The sequence below is a fragment of the Pseudomonas sp. 3MAES_34.3B genome, assembly GCF_058145875.1.
The window spans coordinates 4524315-4545551 of record NZ_CM176960.1 but is presented as its reverse complement, the minus strand read 5'-3'; the positions used below and the strand labels follow the sequence as shown (position 1 = coordinate 4545551).

The 21237-nt window shown below is 62.3% G+C and carries 18 protein-coding genes; 7 read left to right on the top strand and 11 right to left on the bottom strand.

The features are described 5' to 3' along the window. Window positions 1-293 precede the first annotated feature (293 nt). Window positions 294-1241 carry an IS110 family transposase gene (locus tag AC3Z8Y_RS20280; protein WP_490086267.1) on the top strand — a complete coding sequence of 316 codons (948 nt, stop codon included), beginning with the start codon at window positions 294-296 and terminating at the stop codon, window positions 1239-1241. Window positions 1242-1626: 385 nt separating this feature from the next. Here AC3Z8Y_RS20280 and AC3Z8Y_RS20275 read toward each other — a convergent pair whose 3' ends face one another. From AC3Z8Y_RS20275 to AC3Z8Y_RS20240, 8 genes are all read right to left on the bottom strand, one after another. Continuing rightward, window positions 1627-2601 (bottom strand): peptide ABC transporter ATP-binding protein, encoded by a 975-nt coding sequence (locus tag AC3Z8Y_RS20275; protein WP_181115521.1) that lies wholly within the window; start codon window positions 2599-2601, stop codon window positions 1627-1629. Next, window positions 2601-3569: an ABC transporter ATP-binding protein gene (locus AC3Z8Y_RS20270; protein ID WP_181115519.1), complete on the bottom strand. Its 969-nt coding sequence runs from the start codon at window positions 3567-3569 to the stop codon at window positions 2601-2603. Before AC3Z8Y_RS20270 ends, AC3Z8Y_RS20275 begins: the two co-directional genes overlap by 1 nt. A 10-nt stretch (window positions 3570-3579) precedes the next feature. Continuing rightward, entirely contained in the window at window positions 3580-4491 is a 912-nt protein-coding gene (locus tag AC3Z8Y_RS20265) for an ABC transporter permease subunit (protein ID WP_181115517.1), read from the bottom strand. Window positions 4492-4501: 10 nt separating this feature from the next. Further along, window positions 4502-5512: an ABC transporter permease subunit gene (locus AC3Z8Y_RS20260; RefSeq protein ID WP_181115515.1), complete on the bottom strand. Its 1011-nt coding sequence runs from the start codon at window positions 5510-5512 to the stop codon at window positions 4502-4504. Between the two features lie 105 nt (window positions 5513-5617). Beyond that, window positions 5618-7213, bottom strand: coding sequence for an ABC transporter substrate-binding protein (locus AC3Z8Y_RS20255; RefSeq protein ID WP_490087309.1), 1596 nt, complete (start codon window positions 7211-7213; stop codon window positions 5618-5620). Between the two features lie 75 nt (window positions 7214-7288). Beyond that, window positions 7289-8695, bottom strand: a complete 1407-nt coding sequence (locus AC3Z8Y_RS20250) for an OprD family porin (protein ID WP_490087308.1) — start codon at window positions 8693-8695, stop codon at window positions 7289-7291. 299 nt (window positions 8696-8994) lie between these two features. Continuing rightward, window positions 8995-10596 carry an ABC transporter substrate-binding protein gene (locus AC3Z8Y_RS20245; RefSeq protein ID WP_490087307.1) on the bottom strand — a complete coding sequence of 534 codons (1602 nt, stop codon included), beginning with the start codon at window positions 10594-10596 and terminating at the stop codon, window positions 8995-8997. Between the two features lie 265 nt (window positions 10597-10861). Beyond that, window positions 10862-11563 carry an SIMPL domain-containing protein gene (locus AC3Z8Y_RS20240; protein ID WP_490087306.1) on the bottom strand — a complete coding sequence of 234 codons (702 nt, stop codon included), beginning with the start codon at window positions 11561-11563 and terminating at the stop codon, window positions 10862-10864. A gap of 150 nt (window positions 11564-11713) precedes the next feature. Here AC3Z8Y_RS20240 and AC3Z8Y_RS20235 point away from each other — a divergent pair, with 150 nt between their 5' ends. The 6 genes from AC3Z8Y_RS20235 to AC3Z8Y_RS20210 all read left to right on the top strand — a co-directional run bounded on the left by AC3Z8Y_RS20235 (window position 11714) and on the right by AC3Z8Y_RS20210 (window position 18281). Continuing rightward, on the top strand, window positions 11714-12973 hold the full coding sequence (locus AC3Z8Y_RS20235) for an ATP-binding protein (protein ID WP_490087305.1): 1260 nt from the start codon (window positions 11714-11716) through the stop codon (window positions 12971-12973). Next, the gene (locus tag AC3Z8Y_RS20230) at window positions 12966-13529 is read left to right on the top strand and encodes a response regulator transcription factor (protein ID WP_181115504.1); all 564 of its coding nucleotides are present in this window, start codon (window positions 12966-12968) and stop codon (window positions 13527-13529) included. The genes AC3Z8Y_RS20235 and AC3Z8Y_RS20230 overlap by 8 nt, the downstream gene beginning before the upstream one ends. A gap of 75 nt (window positions 13530-13604) precedes the next feature. Next, entirely contained in the window at window positions 13605-15344 is a 1740-nt protein-coding gene (locus tag AC3Z8Y_RS20225; RefSeq protein WP_490087304.1) for an ABC transporter ATP-binding protein/permease, read from the top strand. A gap of 64 nt (window positions 15345-15408) precedes the next feature. After that, window positions 15409-16158, top strand: a complete 750-nt coding sequence (locus AC3Z8Y_RS20220; protein ID WP_181115500.1) for a FadR/GntR family transcriptional regulator — start codon at window positions 15409-15411, stop codon at window positions 16156-16158. Between the two features lie 168 nt (window positions 16159-16326). Continuing rightward, entirely contained in the window at window positions 16327-17238 is a 912-nt protein-coding gene (gene kdgD, locus AC3Z8Y_RS20215; RefSeq protein ID WP_181115498.1) for a 5-dehydro-4-deoxyglucarate dehydratase, read from the top strand. Between the two features lie 101 nt (window positions 17239-17339). Then, complete coding sequence (locus AC3Z8Y_RS20210) at window positions 17340-18281, top strand: AEC family transporter (RefSeq protein ID WP_225771850.1); 942 nt, start codon at window positions 17340-17342, stop codon at window positions 18279-18281. On the opposite strand, the gene AC3Z8Y_RS20205 is transcribed toward AC3Z8Y_RS20210, so the two are convergent. The 3 genes from AC3Z8Y_RS20205 to gatB are packed head-to-tail and all read right to left on the bottom strand — an operon-like array spanning window position 18278 to window position 21237. Beyond that, the gene (locus AC3Z8Y_RS20205) at window positions 18278-19315 is read right to left on the bottom strand and encodes a sodium:calcium antiporter (protein ID WP_490090056.1); all 1038 of its coding nucleotides are present in this window, start codon (window positions 19313-19315) and stop codon (window positions 18278-18280) included. The two genes, AC3Z8Y_RS20210 and AC3Z8Y_RS20205, sit on opposite strands and share 4 nt — an antisense overlap. Window positions 19316-19359: 44 nt before the next feature. Beyond that, window positions 19360-19731: a septal ring lytic transglycosylase RlpA family protein gene (locus AC3Z8Y_RS20200; protein ID WP_490087303.1), complete on the bottom strand. Its 372-nt coding sequence runs from the start codon at window positions 19729-19731 to the stop codon at window positions 19360-19362. A 60-nt stretch (window positions 19732-19791) separates the two neighbouring features. Continuing rightward, window positions 19792-21237: an Asp-tRNA(Asn)/Glu-tRNA(Gln) amidotransferase subunit GatB gene (gene gatB, locus AC3Z8Y_RS20195; RefSeq protein WP_181119423.1), complete on the bottom strand. Its 1446-nt coding sequence runs from the start codon at window positions 21235-21237 to the stop codon at window positions 19792-19794.

Below are 21237 nucleotides of genomic sequence, written 5' to 3'. Positions count from 1 at the left end.
CCTGTAGGAGACCTCTGATCCTTGTGGGGGCTGTCTTGCGCAGTTTCCCTAAGCCCTTATTCGCGAGCTCCGCCTGCGGCTCCGCCCGTCTTGTATGGTAGTACTTGAAGGGAGGAGGAGGGACAACGCCCGATTCTGACTGTTAGCCGCAGTACAGACCGTGGGAGATATCGCCCCTCCTCCTTTCACCCAAGCGCCGATAGAGAATGCTTTGGCTCGACCAACGATAGGAACAAGCTTGCGCCTCTGGGTGGCCCTTCAAGTGCTTCAGACCATATCCCGGAGATAAGCTCATGGCAATGCGCGCTTGCGTCTTACAACCGATCGTGGGCGTCGATGTCGCCAAGGCCGAACTGGTGATCTATCACGCTGCCGAAGAACAGCTCGTCACCATCCCCAATACCAAGGCCGCCATCAAGAAATGGCTCAAGGCGTTGCCAGCCAATGTGGCAGTCGCCATTGAAGCCACCAACATTTACCACCTTGAATTCTGCGACCTGGCACACGAATCGGGCTGCACTATTTACATGGTCGGCGGGTATGAACTCAGCCATTACCGTAAAGGGGTGGGTGTCCGTGCCAAAACCGACCCGCTGGACGCTCGGCTGTTGGCGCGCTACCTCAAGAACGAGGGCGATGACCTGCATCCCTGGGTGCCACCTACGCCGCTTTACCGCAGGCTGCTCAGCCTGTTTCGCCGGCGCGCCGCGTTGGTTGCCGCGCGAGTCGCCCTGGTACAGAGCTGGTCGAACGAGCCCCTGCTGAAAGCCGCGTTTGCAAGCCATGTGAAAGCGATGTTGAAGCTCGAAGCGCTGGTTGAGAAAACCATCAAGGACCTCCTCACGGAGGTCGGCTTGCTTGGTCAAATAAAACGCTGCATGAAAGTGGAAGGCATCGGGTTTCTGACTGCCGCCCGCCTGATGGCCAGCTTTCAGCGAGGCCACTTCAGAAGTTCTGATGCGTTCATCGCGTTTCTGGGAATCGACCTGCGTGTTTCGAGCTCCGGCCAGAAGGATGGCCGCCGCTCGTTAAGCAAGCGCGGCGACTCGGAAGTCCGCCGGTTGCTGCATAACGCGGCCATGGCAGCGAGCCGCACTGGCGCCTGGAAGGCCTGGTACGAAGCACGCAAGGCTCGAGGCTTCAGCACAACCGCAGCATTGGTGATGTTGGCGCGCAAGCTTGCCCGGGTAGTGTTCGCTTTGCTCAAGGACCAGAGTGAGTACCAGGCCAAAGCGGTGTAAAGGGTGAGGTAAGCCGCAAAGGGAATGAGCTCGGCGGTGCGCCAATTCACAGGCTTCGCCGGACGGCCGGCCCCCAGCTCCCACAGGGGCCGCGCTTGCCTTGCTGATAGGCCTGCCTTTGCCTTGGCGGGCGCAAGTGTGACCATGCGCGCGATATCGAAGTCGCCAGCGCGGGTGGAGCCTTGCGCCTGGATGGCAGGGACTTGCCGTTTGAAGCCCGGTTCATTCGAAGACAAGCGCTGCAAAAAACCTAGGCATCAACCATAGAATCTCCCACAGAGTTCATCCTGACACCCTGAGGGGCTGGCTCACCTGTAGGAAGCGGCGGGGCCGGCCATCCGGCGGCAGCTCGCGAATTGGAGTCAATTTTCGCGAGCTGGCGCCCTCAGGCTTTCAGGAACTGTTCCGCATAGTGGCAAGCCACTTGGCGGGTGCCCACCGGGCGGAAGGCAGGCACGTCGGTCACGCACTTTTCCGTCGCATACGGGCAGCGCTTGTGGAACGCGCAGCCCGACGGCGGGTTGAGCGGGTTGGGCAGCTCGCCGGCGATCTTGATACGGGGCTTGTCCGGGTTGGGCTTGATGGTTGGCGTGGCCGACAGCAGCGCCTGGGTGTAGGGGTGCAGCGGGTTATGGTACAGGTCCTCCTTGGGGCCCATTTCTGCTGGCCGGCCCAGGTACATCACCAGCACATCATCAGCTACATGGCGTACCACCGCCAGGTTGTGAGAGATGAACACGTAGGCGGTCTGGTACTGCTGCTGCAGGTCCATGAACAGGTTCAGCACCTGCGCCTGAATGGACACGTCCAGCGCCGAGGTGGGTTCGTCCGCCACCAGTACCTTGGGTTGCAGCATCATGGCCCGGGCCAGGGCGATGCGCTGGCGCTGGCCGCCCGAGAACATATGCGGGTAGCGCTGATAGTGCTCAGGGCGCAAGCCCACCTGCTGCATCATCGCCTGCACTTTTTCCCGGCGCTCGGTGCGCGACAGGTTGGTGTTGATCAGCAAGGGCTCAGCCAGCTGATCACCGATCTTCTGCCGCGGGTTGAGCGAGGCGTAAGGGCTCTGGAACACCATCTGCACGTCGCGGCGCAATTGCTTGCGCTGTTCCTTGCTGGCGCCCGCCACTTCCTGGCCGGCGATTTTCAGCGAACCGGAGCTCGGTTCTTCAATTAGCGTGAGCTGGCGGGCCAGGGTGGACTTGCCGCACCCGGATTCGCCAACCACGGCCAGGGTTTTCCCGGCTTCCAGTTCGAACGACACGCCATTGAGCGCTTGCACGGTTGCGTGGGGCTTGAACACCCCTTGGGAAACGTCATAGTGGCGAGTGAGCTCGCGGGCGGTAAGTACGACGCTCATTACGCCACCTCCTGGTTACGCGGGTAGAAGCAGCGGGCCAGGCTCTGAGCTTTCTGATCCAGAGCAGGGCGCTGCTGACGGCAGTTTTCCTGAACATAAGGGCAGCGAGGCGATAGCAGGCAACCGTGGGGGCGGTCGTAGCGGCCCGGCACGATACCCGGCAGCGTGGACAGCCGCTCGGCGCCTTCGCTGTGCTCTGGAATCGCCGCCAGCAATGCTTCGCTGTAAGGGTGCGCGGGGGCATCGAACAGCTGGGGCACATGGCCCACTTCCACTGCCTGGCCGGCATACATCACGCACACGCGCTGAGCGGTTTCGGCCACCACCGCCAGGTCGTGGGTGATCAGGATCAAGCCCATGTCCTGGTCCTTCTGCAGGGCCAGCAGCAGCTCCATGATCTGCGCCTGAATGGTCACGTCCAACGCGGTGGTGGGTTCATCCGCGATCAACAGCTTGGGCTCGGCGGCGATGGCCATGGCGATCGCAACGCGCTGGCTCATGCCGCCCGAGAGCTGGTGCGGGTACGCGTCGAGGCGGCTGGCGGCGGCGGGGATCTCTACCTTTTGCAGCAGCTCCAGTGCGCGGGCGCGGGCGGCCCGGCCCGACAGGCCCAGGTGCGCGCGCAGCACTTCCTCGATCTGGAAGCCCACGGTGTAGCTGGGGTTCAGGGCGGTCATCGGGTCCTGGAAGATCATTGCCAGGTCTTTGCCCACCACTTGACGGCGCTGGCGCTTGCTCAGCTTGAGCATGTCATGGCCATCGAAGCGAAGCGCATCGGCGCTGACGATACCGGGCGCCTCTACCAGGCCCATCAGGGCCATCATGGTGACAGACTTGCCGGAGCCGGACTCGCCCACGATGGCCAGCACTTCACCACGGTCCACGGCCAGGTCCAGGCCGTCTACCACGGGTACTGCATTGGCGTCGCCGAAGCGCACGCTCAGGTTCTTGATTTCGAGCAGTGACATGTAGGCGTCCTCAAATCGCGTTCTTGAGTTTCGGGTCCAGCGCATCGCGCAGGCCGTCGCCCATCAGGTTGATCGCCAACACACTGAGCAGAATGGTCAGGCCAGGCAGGCTCACCACCCACCAGGCGCGCTCGATGTAGTCACGGGCCGATGCCAGCATGGTGCCCCACTCCGGGGTGGGCGGCTGAACGCCCAGGCCCAGAAAGCCCAGCGCGGCAGCGTCGAGAATGGCGGAGGAGAAGCTCAAGGTGGCCTGCACGATCAGCGGTGCCAGGCAGTTGGGCAGCACAGTGACGAACATCAGCCGAGGCAGGCTGGCACCCGCCAGCTTCGCCGCAGTGACGTAGTCACGGTTCAGCTCGCCCATCACGGCGGCGCGGGTGAGGCGCACGTAGGAGGGTAGCGAGACCACTGCGATGGCGATCACGGTATTGATCAGGCCAGCGCCCAGAATTGCCACGATGGCCACCGCCAGCAGCAGTGACGGCAGGGCCAGCATGATGTCCATCAGGCGCATGATCGAAGGCCCGAGGATGCGCGGGAAGAACCCGGCTACCAGGCCCATGAGAATGCCCGGGATCAGCGACATCACCACTGAAGACAGGCCAATCAGCAGCGACAGCCGCGCGCCGTGGATCAACCGGGACAGCAGGTCACGGCCCAGTTCGTCGGTGCCCAGCAGGTATTGCATCTGGCCGCCTTCGGACCAGGACGGCGGCGTGAGCAGCGCGTCGCGGAACTGTTCGCTGGGGTCGAACGGGGCGACCCAGGGCGCGAACAGGGCGCAGAACACCACCACGATCATGAACAGCAGGCCGGCGACCGCACCCTTGTTGCGGGCGAAGGCCTTCCAGAACTCCTTGAGCGGGGAAGGGTAGAGCAGGCTTTGGTCAGCTGCCACGGGTTGAGCTTGGGTTGTCATGGTAGTGATCTCAGCGCTGGTGACGGATGCGTGGGTTGGCCAGGCCGTAGAGGATGTCCACCACGAAGTTGACCAGGATGATCAGGCAGGCAATCAACAGAATGCCGTTCTGCACCACGGGGTAGTCACGGGCGCCGATGGCTTCGATCAGCCACTTGCCGACGCCCGGCCAGGAAAAGATGGTTTCGGTCAGTACGGCGCCCGCGAGCAGCGTGCCCACTTGCAGCCCGAATACGGTGAGTACCGGGATCAGCGCGTTGCGCAGGCCGTGCACGAATACCACGCGCGTGGGCGAGAGGCCCTTGGCACGTGCGGTGCGAATGTAATCCTCGCGCAGTACCTCGAGCATCGAGGAGCGGGTCATGCGGGCAATTACCGCCAGCGGAATGGTGCCCAGTACGATCGCCGGCAGAATCAGGTGCCGAAGGGCATCCATCCACGCGCCTTCGTCATCGGTGAACAGGGTGTCGATCAGCATGAAGCCGGTTTTCGGCGGAATGTCATAAAGCAGGTCGATACGCCCGGACACTGGCGTCCAGCCCAGCGTGACCGAGAAGAACATGATCAGGATCAAGCCCCACCAGAAGATGGGCATCGAATAGCCGGCCAGGGAAATACCCATCACGCCATGGTCGAACAGTGAGCCTCGTCGCAGCGCCGCGATCACGCCGGCCAGCAGGCCGAGCACGCCAGCGAAGATCAGCGCGGCGATAGACAGCTCCAGGGTGGCGGGGAACAGCGAAGTGAATTCGCTCCACACGCTCTCCCGGGTACGCAAGGACTGGCCCAGGTCACCGTGGGCGAGCTGTGCGATGTAGTTGCCGTACTGCACGTACAGCGGCTTGTTCAGCCCCAGGCGTTCCATGGCCTGGGCGTGCATTTCGGGGTCGACCCGCCGTTCTCCCATCATCACTTCCACCGGGTCTCCGGGGATGAGGCGTATCAACGCGAACGTCAGTAGGGTGATGCCGAAGAAGGTAGGGATCAGTAATCCCACTCGGCGGGCAATAAAACTCAGCATTTCAGGGTCATACCTCGTCGGCCAGTACGGCCGAGGCGGGCAAAGGATGTCCCTGCCCGCCTCGGAGCCCGCCGCTGGCCTGGATGGGGCCGCGGCAGGTCGGTTTTACTTCACCTGGGTGGTGGCGAAGTTGTTATTGGTCATTGGGCTGATATGGAAGCCCTCGACAGTTTTACGCATCGCCACGAACAGCTTGGGGTAGGCCAGGCTGATCCACGGTTGGTCCTTGTGGAAGATCTCCTGGGCTTGCTCATAGAGCGCCGCCCGTTTGGCCGGTTCCGTCTCGGCCCGTGCCTGCGAAAGCAGGCTGTCGAACGCCTCGTTGCACCAGCGCGCGGCGTTTTCCCCGCTCTTGGCTGCATCGCAGCTGAGGTTGGGGGTCACGAAGTTGTCCGGGTCGCCGTTGTCGCCAGCCCAGCCGTAGAACACAAGATCATGCTCGCCAAGCTTGGCGCGCTTGACCAGCTCGCCCCACTCAAGAATGCGGATATCCGCTTTCAGGCCTACCTTGGCCATGTCTGCCTGCAGTAACTGCGCGGCCAACGCCGGGTTAGGGTTGGTTACCCCACCGCCGTTGCGCGTAAACACTGTGAAACTGGTGCCGTCAGGCACACCAGCTTCCTTCAGCAAGGCCCGTGCCTTTTCAAGGTCGTGCGGGCGGTCGGCGATTCTAGAGTTGAAACCGAGCAACGTCGATGGGTAAGGCCCGGTACCGACCGTGGCGTTGCCCTCGCCGAACAACGTTTTGACCAGGTTGTTCTTGTCCAGCGCCAGGCCAATCGCCTCGCGCACCCGTACATCGCTGAGGTATTTGTGCGAGGTGTTCATGGCCAGGTAGCTGACCACCAGCGCCTCCAGCTCATCGACGCGCACATTCGGGTCGGCCTTCAGGCCCCTCACGTCATCGGGCTTGGGATACAGCGCCACCTGGCATTCATTGGCCTTGAGCTTCTGCAGGCGCACGTTGCTGTCCACGGTAATCGCGAACACCAGCGGGTCTGCTGGCGGCTTGCCCTTATAGTAGTCCGGGTTGGCCTTATACCGGATTTGCGCGTCCTTGTTGTAGCGCACAAGGATGAACGGTCCGGTGCCGATCGGCTTGGTATTCAGGTCGTCGGTTTTGCCGGCCTTGAGCAATTGGTCGGCATATTCGGCCGAGTAGATCGACGCAAAGCCCATGGCCAGGTCCCGCAGGAACGGCGCTTCGGGGTGGTTGAGCTCGAACGTCACGGTGTGGTCGTCGACCTTGCTCACGCTTTTGAGCAGGTCTTTGAAGCCCATGGCTTCGAAATACGGGAAGCCCATCGAGGATTTTTCATGCCACGGGTGCTTGGGGTCCAGCTGGCGCTGGAAGCTCCACACCACGTCGTCGGCGGTGAATTCACGGCTGGGCTTGAAGTAATCGGTGGTGTGGAATTTCACGCCTTGGCGCAGGCGAAAGGTGTAGGTCTTGCCGTCTTCGGAGATGTCCCAACGCTCCGCCAGGCCTGGCTCGATGTCGGTGCTGCCAGGGGTGAAGTCCACCAGGCGGTTGAATACCGTTTCCGAGGACGCGTCAGCCGTGGTGGCCGCGGTGTACTGCACGATGTCGAACCCCTCGGGGCTGGCCTCGGTGCACACCACCAACGGCTTGGCGCTGGCCATTGCGGCCAGGCCGAACAAGGCGGCGCCGATGGCAACGCGCAAGGAATGGCTTTTCATGGAAGACCTCTCGCTATCAATGGCAGCGTAGCCGGGGCAGCGAATTCGTCGAACCCGCCGCCCCGGTTGCCGGGTTTACAGGATGTTGAATGGAACGGTGGTCACGATGCGCAGCTCGTTCAGGCTGCCGTCGGGCTGGAAGGTACCGTTGGAATCGTCCTTGCTACCGCGGTGGATGGTGTAGGTGGCGCGCACGGTGGTCGCCTTAAGCGGGCCGCTTTGCACGGCATAGGAGGTACCCACGCCGTATTCCTGGTGGTGTTCACCGTCCATGTAGCTCAGGTCGCCGTAACCGGTGCTGCGATAGTGGGTGCCGTCGATGCCCCAGCCGCGAGCGCTGTATACGCTGAATTTCAACCCAGGCACGCCGTATTTGGCCATGTCCAGGCCGTAGGCGATCTGGAAGGACTTCTCGTTCGGGGCGTTGAAGTCCGACAGCAGGGAGTTGGCCAGGAAGATGCCGTTGGTTTCGTGCAGGTAGTCGAAGTACTCGTTGCCGTTCACTTCCTGGTACGCCAGGGTCAGGCTGTGGGCGCCGTGGGTACCGGTGAAGCTCAGGCTGTAGGTGTCGTTGTCGATGCTGCCCAGCTTGCTGGCGCCTTCGTCCTTGGTTTTGTAGTAGTTGAGGCCGGTGGTGAGTGCAATCACGTCGGCATCGCCCAGTTCGTGGGTCAGGCCCAGGTAGTACTGGTTCCACAGGTCTTTGGCCTGGGTGGCGTACAGGCTGGCTTCCACGCTCTTAAACGGTTTGTACACGGCACCGAAGGTGTTCACGTGGTCGGCGCTGACGGAGCGGTCACCGTATTCGCTCACGAACTTGGTCAGGCTTTGCTCGGTCCGTGGCGATACGCGGTCGAAGGTGCCAGCGTCGATGGCCAGGTTGTCGAACTCGGCGCTGTGCAAGCTGATCCCTTCAAAGCTGGAGGGCAGGGCACGGTTACCGATGCTGGCTACCATCGGGGTGTTCATGCTCTGGCGGCCGGCGGTAAGGGTGGTGTTGGAGTAGCGCGCCTTGAGGTTGCCCAGGCCCAGCTTGCTCCACTGGTCCACAGCCTCGCCGTTGTTTTCGGCCAGCGTGCGGTTGCTACCACCCACAATTTGCCCCTTGCCTTGCTCAAGGGCGACTTCGTTATAGAGGGCGCCTTCTACCGCGAAGCCCACAGTGCCTTGGGTGAAGCCCGAGGTGTAGTTGACGATAGTGCCTTGGGTCCAAGTCTTGCGGTCATTGGTCTTTTCGACCACGCCGTTGTTTTTCGGAACCGTGAACTGGCCGCCATTGGTGTTCTTGAACTTCTCCTGGGCGAAGAAGTTACGGGTAGTACCCGACAACGACTGGCCTTCAACGAAGCCGGTGGCTTCGCTTTGCGCGTTGCTGCTCTTCACGGTAAGCGGCACGAACTCCTGGCTGGCAGGTTCGGCGAGGGCGACGGTGCTGAGGCTGCCGATGGCAATGGCCAGCAAGGTACGTTGGGTGGTTTTCATTAAGTGGTAGCTCCTGACTGCTTTTGTCCCCGGTAGCCGAAGCTCCGGGTATTTCTTTTGTGATCACGGTGAAGCGAAACCCGGCGCTGTGCGGCGTACGGGCATGGCGTTGCCTCCCCGTTCGGCGCGAACAGGTTGGCGAACGGCCGAAACTACGTTCGGTCGTTGAACAGGGGAATGCGAAATATCCGAGAGTGTTGTGGGAATGTTCAGCCCGCTGCGTCAAACAGCGACGCAGCCATCTCTCGCACCGTGGCCGTCCTGGCCACGGTGATCGAGCGGTATAGGCTTACTTGGGGTCAGTCCTTGATGCCAACCCCATAGAAGGAGTTGAGGCCGAACGGGCTGATTTTGAAATCCTGCACGCTGGCACGCATTGGCTGGTACACCGTGGAGTGCGCGATGGGGGTCATCGGTACTTGCTGTTTAAGCATTTGTTGCGCCTGCTTGTACAGCTCGGTGCGCTTGCTCTGATCCGCAGTGGCCTTGGCTGCCTTGATCAGTTTTTCGTAGTCCTGGTTGCAGAACTTGCCGAAGTTGTTGCCGTTCACCGCGTCGCAGCTGAACAGGGTGCCCAGCCAGTTGTCGGGATCACCGTTGTCACCGCTCCAGCCGATCAGCATGGCGTCGGTTTCACCGTTCTTGGCGCGCTTGATGTACTCGCCCCACTCGTAGCTTACGATCTTGGCCTTGATGCCCACCTTGGCCCAATCCTGCTGAAGCAGTTCGGCCATCAGCTTGGCGTTGGGGTTGTAGGGGCGCTGTACCGGCATGGCCCACAGCTGGATCTCGGTGCCTTCGGCAACGCCGGCTTCCTTGAGCAGCTCCTTGGCTTTTTCCGGGTTGTAGCCGGCATCCTTGATGGTGGTGTCGTAGGACCACTGGGTTGGCGGCATGGCGTTCACGGCCAGCTGGCCAGCGCCCTGGTACACCGCGGTGAGGATGGCCTGCTTGTTGACCGCCATGTCCAGCGCCTGGCGAACCTTGATGTTGTCCAGTGGCTTGTGGGTCACGTTGTACGAGATGTAGCCCAGGTTGAAGCCAGCCTGGTTCGGCATCTGCAGGTTCTTGTCCGCTTCCAGCGGCTTGATGTCAGCCGGGCGTGGGTAGGCGGTGATCTGGCACTCGTTCTTCTTCAGCTTCTGCATGCGCACGGAAGCGTCAGTGGTGATGGCGAAGATCAGGTTGTCGACCTTCACGTCTTCAGGCTTCCAGTAATCCTTGTTGCCCTTGTAGCGGATCTGGGCGTCTTTCTGGTAGCGGCTGAACACGAACGGGCCAGTGCCGATCGGCTGCTGGTTGATGTTCTCCGGCTTGCCTTCCTTGAGCAGCTTGTCGGCGTACTCGGCGGATTGGATCGAAGCGAAGCTCATGGCCAGGTTCTGGATGAACGCGGCGTCCACATCCTTGAGGGTGAAGCGAACGGTGGCGTCGTCCAGCTTCTCTACCTTGGTGATGTTCGCGTCCATGCCCATGTCGGTGAAGTACGGGAACTCGGTGGGGTAGGCCTTGCGGAACGGCATGTCCTTGTCGAGCATGCGGTTGAAGGTGAACAGCACGTCGTCCGCGTTGAAATCACGGGTGGGCTTGAAGTAGTCGGTGGTGTGGAACTTCACGCCTTGGCGCAGGTGGAAGGTGTAGGTCAGGTTGTCCGGCGAAACGTCCCAGCTGGTGGCCAGCCCTGGTTCGACCAGCGTACCGCCACGCTGGAACTGCGTGAGGCGGTTGAACATGGTTTCGGCGGAGGCGTCGAAGTCCGTGCCGGTGGTGTATTGGCCTGGGTCGAAGCCCGCCGGGCTCCCTTCCGAGCAAAACACCAGGTTCGAAGCAGCTTGGCTCAGCGGAGTAACGGCGAGCAAGCCTGCGCCAACCAGGAACGGAATGACTGCGTGTTTGAGCATGGGGGCCTCATTGTTGTCTTTTTTTCGAAAAGAGGACGGCCTTGTGAGCCTTCCTGCGGATACTTATGCAGGGGCCATACCTAATGCAATGCCAAAGGGTAAGACAGGTCTGAAAATGCGGTACGAACGTACTGTAATGTCGCATGGATATAAATTTAAGATGAATTAACCAGTTGGTTGGTCATTTTCACCGCCGTTTCGCCATTAGCGCGGGCGAGTTTCCGCCGCGACGCACCTGTTTGGTGCGCCGTATTTGAGGGTTGCGCTACTGGAGCTGCAATTCGATGGTGCCGTCGGCGCTCATCGTTACCTCAGTGGTACCCGCCTCTACGTCAGGTGCTACCGCTTCGGCCCTGGCCGCCTTCATCATCATTGTCGGGCGGATATAAGGCTGCGGCACGCCGCTGCTGTTAAGGGACAGGTTCACGATCTTGTACCCTTGCGCGCCCATGGCCTGGCGGGCGATTTCTGCCCTGGCCTTGAAGGCCTCGATCGCATCCTTTATGAGTGCGTTCTCGCTCTGCTGCCGGGTTGCGGTGGCAATGCTGAAGTCCATGCCGCCCAATTTCAGGCTTTGCTGCAACTCCCCGGTGAGGCCCGCCAGCGCCGCGAAATCCTGGCTTTCCAGGCGCAGTTCGGCGCGCTCGCGCCATGCGACGATGTTCTGGCCCTTGTCGTCATACACAGGGCTGCTATTGCGGCTGCCCTGGCGAACAGTCACACCCTTGGCCTGGCGAGCCTTGGCAAGCGCCTCGTTCAGGCTTTTGGTCACGGTTTCGGCAAGCCGGGCCGGGTCGGTGTCCTGGGCCTCGCTGTAGAGGGTCACGCTCATCAGGTCCCGCGCCACTTCGCGCGAGGCCTCGGCATGCAGTGTTACCTGGTTATAGCGGGGCTCATCGGCAAACGCGGGCGCAGCGAGCAGCGCCATGCAAAGGGCGAGGGCTGAATGGCGAAGGCGTGGGGTCATGGGTAATTCCTTGTTCGGTGTGTCTTTGGGACTGAGATCATCAAAGGCGGTTCCGGCGATACCCGGCTGTGGTGGTTTGACGCAGCGCTGCCGAGGGTAAGGGAAGCTCGTTATACTGCCGCCACTGTTCTGAATGCACGCTGGAGAACCATGCTCGCTGCCCCGCCGTTATCCGCCAGCCGCCAGAACCTCTGGCGGCTGACCTTTGTGCGTATTCTCGTACTGGCTGCCCAGGCCGGTTCCGTGGGCTTCGCCTACCTTACCCATTTGCTGCCGCTGCCCTGGTGGCAATTGAGCGTTACCCTGTGCTTCTCGGCCATCTTGTGTGCCCTCACGGCGCTGCGCCTGCGCACCAGCCTGCCGGTCACCGAAGTGGAATACGCCGTGCAGCTGGCCTGCGACCTGCTGATTCACAGCGCCTTGCTGTACTACTCGGGCGGTAGCACCAACCCGTTCGTTTCGTACTATCTGGTGCCGTTGACCATTGCTGCGGTGACCCTGCCGTGGCGTTATTCGCTGATGCTGTCTGGCTTGGCGCTTGCCAGCTACACCCTGTTGCTGGTGCGGTTCTACCCGCTCGAAACCTTCCCCGTTGCACGGGAAAACATGCAGATCTACGGCATGTGGCTCAGTTTTGCCCTGGCGGCTGCGGTGATTACCTTTTTCGCCGCACGCATGGCCGAGGAACTGCGCCGGCAGCATGAATGGCGGGCGCAACGCCGCGAAGAAGGCCTGCGCGATCAGCAGTTGCTGGCCGTGGCCACCCAGGCCGCCGGCGCCGCGCATGAACTGGGTACGCCCTTGGCCACCATGAGCGTGTTGATCAAGGAAATGCGTCAGGACCACGCCGATGCAGCCCTTCAGGAGGACCTGCAAGTGCTGCAGGATCAAGTGCAGCTCTGCAAGCAGACACTGCAACAACTGGTGCGCGCCGCCGAAGCGAACCGGCGCCAGGATGTGATCGAGCTGGACGTCACCGCCTGGCTCGACGAGGCGCTCAACCGTTGGCACCTCATGCGGCCGGAGGCGAGCTACCGCTTGCAGCGGCTGGCCCAAGGGGTGCCGCCGCGGCTCGCGCCACCGGCCGACCTCACCCAGGCCTTGCTCAACCTGCTGAACAATGCCGCCGACGCGTGCCCGAATGACCTGGAAGTACACCTGGACTGGGACGATGAAAACATCTTCATCAGGATTCGCGACCACGGGCCGGGTGTGCCTCTGGCCATTGCCGAGCAAATCGGTAAACCTTTCTTTACTACAAAGGGCAAGGGCTTCGGCCTGGGCCTGTTCCTGAGCAAGGCCAGCGTTACCCGCGCTGGCGGCTCGGTAAGACTCTATAGTCACGAGGATGGCGGCACGCTCACCGAGCTACGCCTGCCCCGCGACGCCCGAGGAGATACAGATGACTGACGAAACCCAGGTACCCGACGGCGAAGAACTGCCGCACCTGCTGCTGGTAGACGATGACGCGACCTTCACCCGCGTGATGGCCCGCGCCATGAGCCGCCGCGGCTTTCGGGTGAGCACCGCCGGTTCGGCCGAAGAAGGCCTGGCGCTGGCGCAGCAGGACTTGCCTGACTACGCCGTGCTCGACCTGAAGATGGAAGGTGACTCGGGGCTGGTGCTGTTGCCGAAAATGCTCGAGCTGGACCCGGAAATGCGCGTGGTGATCCTCACCGGCTATTCCAGCATCGCCACTGCCGTGGAAGCCATCAAGCGCGGGGCCTGTAACTATCTTTGCAAGCCCGCCGACGCCGATGACGTACTTGCAGCGCTGCTGTCCGAGCACGCAGACCTCGATAGCCTGGTGCCGGACAACCCCATGTCGGTGGACCGGTTGCAGTGGGAACATATCCAGCGGGTGCTGGCCGAACACGAAGGCAACATCTCGGCCACCGCGCGAGCGCTGGGGATGCACCGGCGGACCTTGCAACGCAAGCTGCAGAAGCGGCCCGTGAGGCGCTAGCCCTTACCTCGAGCCGCCGACCTTTTGTTCTCTGCCCGCCATGCCAGGCGGGCGTCTGGAAGCCTTGAGCGAATTATGACGGATAACGCTGAATACTCTGCAGTGAACGACGCTGTACGCGGGCACTTTTTCCGGCGCGTCTGGGGAATGGTCACGCCGTACTGGCGCAGTGAAGAAAAAGGCAAAGCCTGGCTGCTGCTGATTGCGGTGATCGGGCTGTCGTTGTTCAGCGTGGCAATCTCGGTGTTGTTGAACAACTGGTACCGGGACTTCTACAACGCACTTCAGGAAAAGGACACGGCCGCGTTCAGCCACCTGATTCTGTATTTCGCAGGCATCGCCGCGATAGCGATCCTGGGGGCGGTCTATCGCCTCTACCTTACCCAGATGCTCACCATCCGCTGGCGCCGGTGGCTCACCCATCAGCACTTCGCTCGCTGGCTGGGGCGCAAGAATTACTACCACCTGGAGACCGGTGCCTACACCGATAACCCGGACCAGCGCATCAGCGAGGACATCAATAATTTCACCAGCTCCACGCTGTCGCTGGGGCTGGGGTTGATCCGCACGGTGGTGAGCCTGGTGTCCTTCTCGATCATCCTGTGGGGCGTGTCCGGCAGTATCGAAGTGTTCGGCATCACTGTGCCGGGCTATATGTTCTGGGCGGCGCTGATCTATGCCGTGGTCGGTAGCTGGCTGACGCACTTGATCGGGCGCAACTTGATCCCGCTGAACAACCGCCAGCAACGCTACGAGGCGGACCTGCGTTTCTCGCTTGTGCGGGTACGGGAGAACGCCGAGAGCATTGCCCTGTATAACGGCGAGGTGAACGAGCAGGCGCGGCTGGTGGATCGCTTCGGGCGAGTGTGGGGGAACTTCTGGTCGCTGATGAAGGTGCAAAAGCGCCTCACGTTCTTCACCGCCGGCTACAGCCAGATCGCGATCATTTTCCCGTTCGTGGTGGCAGCGCCGCGTTATTTCGCTGGCAAGATCCAGCTGGGTGAGCTGATGCAGATCAACTCGGCCTTCGGCAATGTGCAGGAAAACCTCAGCTGGTTCGTCGACGCCTACGCCTCTCTGGCCGAATGGCGCGCCACCTGCGACCGTTTGCTCAGTTTCCGCCAGGCCATGGATGAAAACGAAGCACGGCCCGAGGCTATCGACGTTCGCGAGCAAGGCCATATGCTGCATATCGCCGGCCTGGCGCTGGGGCTGGCCGACGGCCGTACGCTTCTGAGCAACGCCAACCTGGACGTCGCCCCCACGGAGCGGGTGATGCTCAGCGGCCGCTCGGGCAGCGGTAAAAGTACCTTGCTGCGCGCGCTGGGTGGGCTATGGCCCCGCGGTGGTGGGGAGGTTCGCATGCCGGTAGAGCGCTCGCTGTTCCTACCGCAAAAGCCTTACTTGCCCATCGGCACCCTGCGCGAGGCGCTGAGCTACCCGTCGCCGGGTGACACGTATACAGATGACCGCTACCGCGAAGCCTTGCAAAGCTGCCGGTTACCGCACCTGGAAAGCCGCCTCGATGAGAGCAACCACTGGCAGCGCCTGCTTTCGCCGGGCGAGCAACAGCGCCTGTCCTTCGCCCGTGCCTTGCTTTACAAACCTCAGTGGCTGTTCCTCGACGAAGCCACCTCGGCCATGGACGAGGAAGACGAAGCGGTGCTCTACCAAAGCCTTATCGATCGGTTGGCAGGCTTGAGCATCGTCAGCGTTGGCCATCGCAGCAGCCTGCGTCGCTTCCACCCCCGGTTGGTACGTATCGAGGGCGGGCATTTGCAGCCGCAAGGCGAGGGCGTGCCTAGCGCAGTCTAAGGTGATCGTACAAGCACCTTTGCGCTATGATGGGGCGTGATCAACCCCGAGACCGGCTTTATCTATGGACAATCAGAGCGCCATACCACGCGCCCGCAAGAAACCCCGCAGCCTCGCTCAGGAGCTGGTAGCTATCCTGAGCGAGCGCATCCGTAACGGCGAACTCAAGCGTGGCGACAAGCTTCCTACCGAGTCCGCCATCATGGAAGAGCAGGGGGTGAGCCGCACCGTGGTGCGTGAAGCCATTTCCCGCTTGCAGGCGGCCGGTCAGGTCGAAACCCGCCATGGTATCGGCACCTTTGTGCTCGATACCCCAAGCCCGAGCGGGTTTCGCATCGACCCGGCGACCATCGTCACCCTACGTGATGTGCTGGCGGTGCTGGAGCTGCGTATCAGCCTGGAAGTGGAATCGGCAGGCCTGGCGGCGCACCGGCGTAGCGACGAACAATTGCTGGCCATGCGTGAAGCCCTGGATGCGCTCAACGAAAGCGCGGCCCATGCCACCGACGCAGTCGCCTCGGATTTCCAGTTCCACCTGCGCATCGCGCTGGCCACGGGGAACCGGTATTTCACCGACATCATGACCCACCTGGGCACCAGCATCATTCCGCGCACCCGGCTTAATTCCGCCCGCCTGGCTCATGACGACCAGCAGCATTACATGAACCGGCTGAGCCGTGAGCACGAAGAAATCTTCGACGCCATCGCCCGCCAGGACGCCGACGCCGCCCGCGCCGCCATGCGCTTGCACCTCACCAACAGCCGCGAGCGCCTGCGCCAGGCCCACGAAGAAGCGGCTGCCAACCCGGTGTAACGACAAGGGCCTGCGAATATGCGCAGGCCCCGCTGATCCTGTGGCGAACATGAAATCCGGAATCTTTCGCTTGCCCCCCTTGTCGTGTTCCGGATCTGGTTGTACGATGACTTACAACATCGGCACTCGCCGGTTTTCGTCCTACAGCGCACCAGGGTGTTCACAACAATGACTCCACAAGAACTCAAGTCCATCCTTTCCGCCGGCCTGCTGTCTTTCCCGGTTACCGACTTCGATGCCAAGGGCGACTTCAATCGCGCGGGCTACATCAAGCGCCTGGAATGGCTCGCCCCCTACGGCGCCAGCGCACTGTTCGCTGCCGGCGGCACCGGTGAATTCTTCTCCCTGGCTGCAAGCGAGTACTCCGAGGTCATCAAGACCGCCGTCGATACCTGCGCTACCAGCGTGCCAATCCTCGCTGGCGTAGGCGGTGCCACCCGCCAGGCCATCGAATACGCACAGGAAGCCGAGCGCCTTGGCGCCAAGGGCCTGCTGCTGCTGCCGCACTACCTGACCGAAGCTTCGCAGGACGGCGTTGCCGCCCACGTTGAAGCCGTGTGCAAATCCGTCAACATCGGCGTGATCGTTTACAACCGCAACGTGTGCCGCCTCAACGCGCCGCTGCTGGAACAGCTCGCCGAGCGCTGCCCTAACCTGATCGGTTACAAGGATGGCCTGGGCGACATCGAACTGATGGTCAGCATCCGCCGCCGTCTGGGCGACCGTTTCAGCTACCTGGGTGGCCTGCCTACCGCTGAAGTTTACGCAGCAGCCTACAAGGCCTTGGGCGTGCCGGTTTACTCCTCGGCCGTGTTCAACTTCGTGCCTAAGCTGGCCATGGACTTCTACCACGCCATCGCTGCGGACGACCATGTAGCCGTTGGCAAGATGATCGACGACTTCTTCCTGCCGTACCTGGACATCCGCAACCGCAAGGCTGGCTATGCCGTGAGCATCGTCAAGGCCGGCGCGAAGATCGCAGGCTACGACGCAGGCCCGGTGCGCACCCCGCTCACCGACCTCACCGGCGAAGAGTACGAAATGCTCGCCGCGCTGATGGACAAGCTCGGGCCGCAGTAACACCGGCTTTGTACGCCTGAAAGCGCGCCCATTGCGGCGCGCTTTTTCGTTTCGGTGAATTATGATGCAGTACAGACAACCGATAACGGACTGCCCCCCGCATGCTCGGCATTTTCCTCGAAACCCTGAACATCACCGCACCGGTGTTCGCCATGCTGTTCATGGGCTTGCTGCTCAAGCGCGTTCACTGGATCGACGACGGTTTTATCAAGGTCGCGTCCGAACTGGTGTTCAACGTGACCATGCCCTGCCTGCTGTTTCTGGGGATTATCCACGCCAACCTCAATGAAGCGCTGCAGCTGGGGGTAATGGCCTATTTTGCGGTTGCCACCGTGGTGAGCTTTGCGCTGATCTGGCTATGGGCACGCTGGCATTGCCCAGTGGAAGACCGCGGGATTTATGTACAAGGGGCCTTCCGGGGCAATAACGGGATCATCGGCCTGGCGCTGGCCGCCAGCATGTACGGCGACTATGGGATCGCGGTGGGCTCGATCCTGGCCGCCGTGCTGATAGTGCTCTACAACAGCCTCTCATCGGTGGTGCTGGCCTATTACAGCCCAACGATGAAATCCGATCCGCTCAGCCTGGCGCTGGGGGTTATCCGCAACCCGCTTATCCTTGGCGTGCTGGCTGCGGTCCCGTTTGCGGCCTGGCGTATTCCGCTGCCGGGCTGGCTTGACCAGTCCGCCCAGTACCTGGCGCACATGACGTTGCCGCTGGCGTTGATCTGCATCGGCGGCACGCTGTCACTGTCCGCCCTGCGCGCCGGTAGCCGGATGGCCATCAGTGCCAGCCTGGTGAAGATGGTTGCACTGCCGCTGGTCGCCACAGCCGGCGCGTGGCTGTGCGGGTTCCGCGGCGCAGACCTGGGCATCCTGTTTCTCTATTTCGGTGCGCCCACCGCCTCAGTCAGCTACGTGATGGCGCGTGCCGCCAATGGCAACTATCGTTTGGCCGCCACCATCGTGGTGGTCACCACCATCGCCGCCATCGTGACCACCAATGCCGGGATATTCCTGTTGCATTGGGGTGGGTGGATCTAAACGCGCCGCCGATGACGCCACGCCGCCAGCAACACCAGAACCACCAGGGCCGGCAGGGCATAGTGCAGCGCCAGCCGTTCCAGCCGTATCGCAATGGGCATGCCTGTACTGAAGCCGATCAAGTGCAGGGCGAACACGCTGTACAGGGCCAGCAGCAACAGCCCTTCCAGCCGGGTGATCCTGTAGCCCAGGCGGAACAGGGGCCACGCCAGCAAGGCAGCGCCCAGCAGCGCCGGTAGCTCATACGCCAACCCGTTGGGAGAAATGGACAGGCCATCGGGGCTGACGAGCACGGTCACGGCAACTACGCCAGTGAGGGTGTAAACGCTGCCGCCGATAACACTGCCCACCGCCAGCTCCCGCTCCCCCCGCCAAACGGCAAACAGCGCCATCAGTAGCTGGGGCAACGAGGCGCAGACCGCCACCACGGTAAGGCCGACAACCCGTTCGGACAGGCCCAATTCGTTGGCGAACGTTACCGCTGCGGTCAGCAGCCATTGGCCGCCAACGGTCAGCAAGGCGATCCCGGCCGCCAGCCGGGCGAGGGTGGCCAAAACGGACCTTTGCCTTTCAGGAGCGCTGGGAACAGGCCGGCCGGCATGGCGAAATTGCCAGCCTGCGACCGCCAGGTATGCTGCCCCGCTTACCAGCAGCAGAGCGGCCTCCCACGCACCGAGGTGCTGGTCCCAGGCCAGCGCATACAACAGCGCTGCGGCAATCACCACCATAGGAACGTCCAGCTTCACCACCGGGAGGGACACTCGCAGCGGCACCACCAGCGCACACAGGCCCAGCGTAACCAACAGGTTGAACAGCGTGCCCCCGATCAGGCTCCCGATGGCCACGTCAGGGGCGCCTGCATCCACGGCGCCCAGGCTGATCGCCAATTGCGGCGCGCTGCTGCCCAGCGCCATCAGCAATAGCCCCACGACCAGCGGGCGAACCCGCGCGCGCAGTGCCAGGCGCAGGGCATTGCGCACCATCAGTTCAGCACCCAGCAGTAGCATCAGCACGCCAGCGGCGAACTGAAGCAGGCTCAGGGGTGGCAGTGAAGCGAGCTCGGCGATACCGGCCTCCGTCAGTCCAGGCGTTCGATACGGACGCGGGCGATGCCGTCGTCGGTCATGCCCAGCCGCTGGGCGGCGCCACGGGACAGGTCGATGATCCGGCTGCGCGCACGTGGGCCCCGATCATTGACGCGCACGATCACGGCGCGGTCATTGGCCAGGTTGGTAACGCGCACCGCGCTGCCGAAGGGCAGGGTACGATGGGCGGCGGTCAGGCTGTTCTGGTCGAACCGTTCCCCGCTGGCGGTGCGCAGGCCGTGATGCCGCGAACCGTAATACGACGCCATGCCTTCCTCTGCCTGGCCGGGTTCCAGCGCATCACGCTGGCCGGCGCAACCGGCGAGTAACAACAGGCTTAAAGCAGGCAACAACAGGCACCGCATGGTTGATCCTTGTGGCGAAGGTGGCCTGGCGGCCGATGGGGCCGCCAGGCGGCTGAAATCTCAGCCTTCGAGCTTGCGCTTGAGCAGTTCGTTCACCTGTTGCGGGTTCGCCTTGCCCTTCGACGCTTTCATCGCCTGGCCTACGAAGAAGCCGAACATTTTCCCACGCTTGGCCTCATCGGCGGCGCGGTACTGTTCGACCTGCTCGGCGTTGGCGGCCAGCACGTCGTCCAGTACTTTCTCGATGGCACCGCTGTCGGTCACCTGTTTGAGGCCCCGGGCTTCGATGATCGCATCGGCGGTGCCTTCGCCATTGGCCATGGCTTCGAACACCGCCTTGGCGATCTTGCCGGAGATGGTGTTGTCGCGGATGCGCTGGAGCATGCCACCCAGCAATTCGGCGCTCACCGGGGACTGCTCGATGTCCAGGCCCTGCTTGTTGAGCAGGCTGCCCAACTCGACCATCACCCAGTTCGCGGCCAGCTTGGCATCGCCGCACAGGGCCGCCACCTGTTCGAAGTAGTCCGCTTGCTCGCGGCTGGAAGCCAGAACCGTGGCGTCATAGGCGGAAAGCCCGTACTGGCTCTGGAAGCGCTCGCGCTTCTGCGGCGGCAGCTCGGGCAGCGAGGCGCGCACGCTGGCCACAAAGGCATCTTCGATCACCACGGGCAGCAGGTCCGGGTCAGGGAAGTAGCGGTAGTCGTTCGCTTCTTCCTTGCTGCGCATGGAGCGGGTTTCGTCCTTGTTGGGGTCGTACAGGCGGGTTTCCTGGATGACCTTGCCGCCGTCCTCGATCAGCTCGATCTGGCGCTGGATTTCGCTGTTGATCGCCCGTTCGATGAACCGGAACGAGTTGACGTTCTTGATCTCGCAGCGGGTGCCGAACTCGGCCTGGCCCTTGGGGCGGATCGACACGTTGCAGTCGCAGCGCAGCGAGCCCTCGGCCATGTTGCCGTCGCAGATGCCCAGATAACGCACCAGGGCGTGCATGGCCTTCACATAGGCCACGGCTTCCTTGGCGCTGCGCATGTCGGGTTCGGACACGATTTCGAGCAGCGGGGTGCCAGCGCGGTTCAGGTCGATGCCCGAGAAGCCCTGGAAGTCTTCGTGCAGGCTTTTGCCGGCGTCTTCCTCAAGGTGCGCGCGGGTCACGCCAATGCGCTTGACGGTGCCGTCCTCGAGCGTGATGTCCAGGTGGCCCTTGCCGACGATGGGGTAGTCCATCTGGCTGATCTGGTAGCCCTTGGGCAGGTCCGGGTAGAAGTAGTTCTTGCGGGCGAACACGTTCTGCTGGCCGATTTCAGCATCGATGGCCAGGCCGAACATGACCGCCATGCGCACGGCTTCCTGGTTCAGTACCGGCAATACGCCAGGCATACCGAGGTCCACAAGGCTGGCCTGGGTGTTCGGCTCGGAGCCGAACGTGGTGGCACTGCCCGAGAAAATCTTCGATTGTGTTGCGAGCTGGGTGTGAATCTCCAGCCCGATCACGACTTCCCATTGCAT

What these genes read in the sequence shown, in the direction of transcription:
- AC3Z8Y_RS20280 (WP_490086267.1), top strand. Translation starts at nt 294, where the DNA reads ATGGCAATGCGCGCTTGCGTCTTACAACCGATCGTGGGCGTCGATGTC.
- AC3Z8Y_RS20275 (WP_181115521.1), bottom strand. Translation starts at nt 2,601, where the DNA reads ATGAGCGTCGTACTTACCGCCCGCGAGCTCACTCGCCACTATGACGTT.
- AC3Z8Y_RS20270 (WP_181115519.1), bottom strand. Translation starts at nt 3,569, where the DNA reads ATGTCACTGCTCGAAATCAAGAACCTGAGCGTGCGCTTCGGCGACGCC.
- AC3Z8Y_RS20265 (WP_181115517.1), bottom strand. Translation starts at nt 4,491, where the DNA reads ATGACAACCCAAGCTCAACCCGTGGCAGCTGACCAAAGCCTGCTCTAC.
- AC3Z8Y_RS20260 (WP_181115515.1), bottom strand. Translation starts at nt 5,512, where the DNA reads ATGCTGAGTTTTATTGCCCGCCGAGTGGGATTACTGATCCCTACCTTC.
- AC3Z8Y_RS20255 (WP_490087309.1), bottom strand. Translation starts at nt 7,213, where the DNA reads ATGAAAAGCCATTCCTTGCGCGTTGCCATCGGCGCCGCCTTGTTCGGC.
- AC3Z8Y_RS20250 (WP_490087308.1), bottom strand. Translation starts at nt 8,695, where the DNA reads ATGAAAACCACCCAACGTACCTTGCTGGCCATTGCCATCGGCAGCCTC.
- AC3Z8Y_RS20245 (WP_490087307.1), bottom strand. Translation starts at nt 10,596, where the DNA reads ATGCTCAAACACGCAGTCATTCCGTTCCTGGTTGGCGCAGGCTTGCTC.
- AC3Z8Y_RS20240 (WP_490087306.1), bottom strand. Translation starts at nt 11,563, where the DNA reads ATGACCCCACGCCTTCGCCATTCAGCCCTCGCCCTTTGCATGGCGCTG.
- AC3Z8Y_RS20235 (WP_490087305.1), top strand. Translation starts at nt 11,714, where the DNA reads ATGCTCGCTGCCCCGCCGTTATCCGCCAGCCGCCAGAACCTCTGGCGG.
- AC3Z8Y_RS20230 (WP_181115504.1), top strand. Translation starts at nt 12,966, where the DNA reads ATGACTGACGAAACCCAGGTACCCGACGGCGAAGAACTGCCGCACCTG.
- AC3Z8Y_RS20225 (WP_490087304.1), top strand. Translation starts at nt 13,605, where the DNA reads ATGACGGATAACGCTGAATACTCTGCAGTGAACGACGCTGTACGCGGG.
- AC3Z8Y_RS20220 (WP_181115500.1), top strand. Translation starts at nt 15,409, where the DNA reads ATGGACAATCAGAGCGCCATACCACGCGCCCGCAAGAAACCCCGCAGC.
- kdgD (WP_181115498.1), top strand. Translation starts at nt 16,327, where the DNA reads ATGACTCCACAAGAACTCAAGTCCATCCTTTCCGCCGGCCTGCTGTCT.
- AC3Z8Y_RS20210 (WP_225771850.1), top strand. Translation starts at nt 17,340, where the DNA reads ATGCTCGGCATTTTCCTCGAAACCCTGAACATCACCGCACCGGTGTTC.
- AC3Z8Y_RS20200 (WP_490087303.1), bottom strand. Translation starts at nt 19,731, where the DNA reads ATGCGGTGCCTGTTGTTGCCTGCTTTAAGCCTGTTGTTACTCGCCGGT.
- gatB (WP_181119423.1), bottom strand. Translation starts at nt 21,237, where the DNA reads ATGCAATGGGAAGTCGTGATCGGGCTGGAGATTCACACCCAGCTCGCA.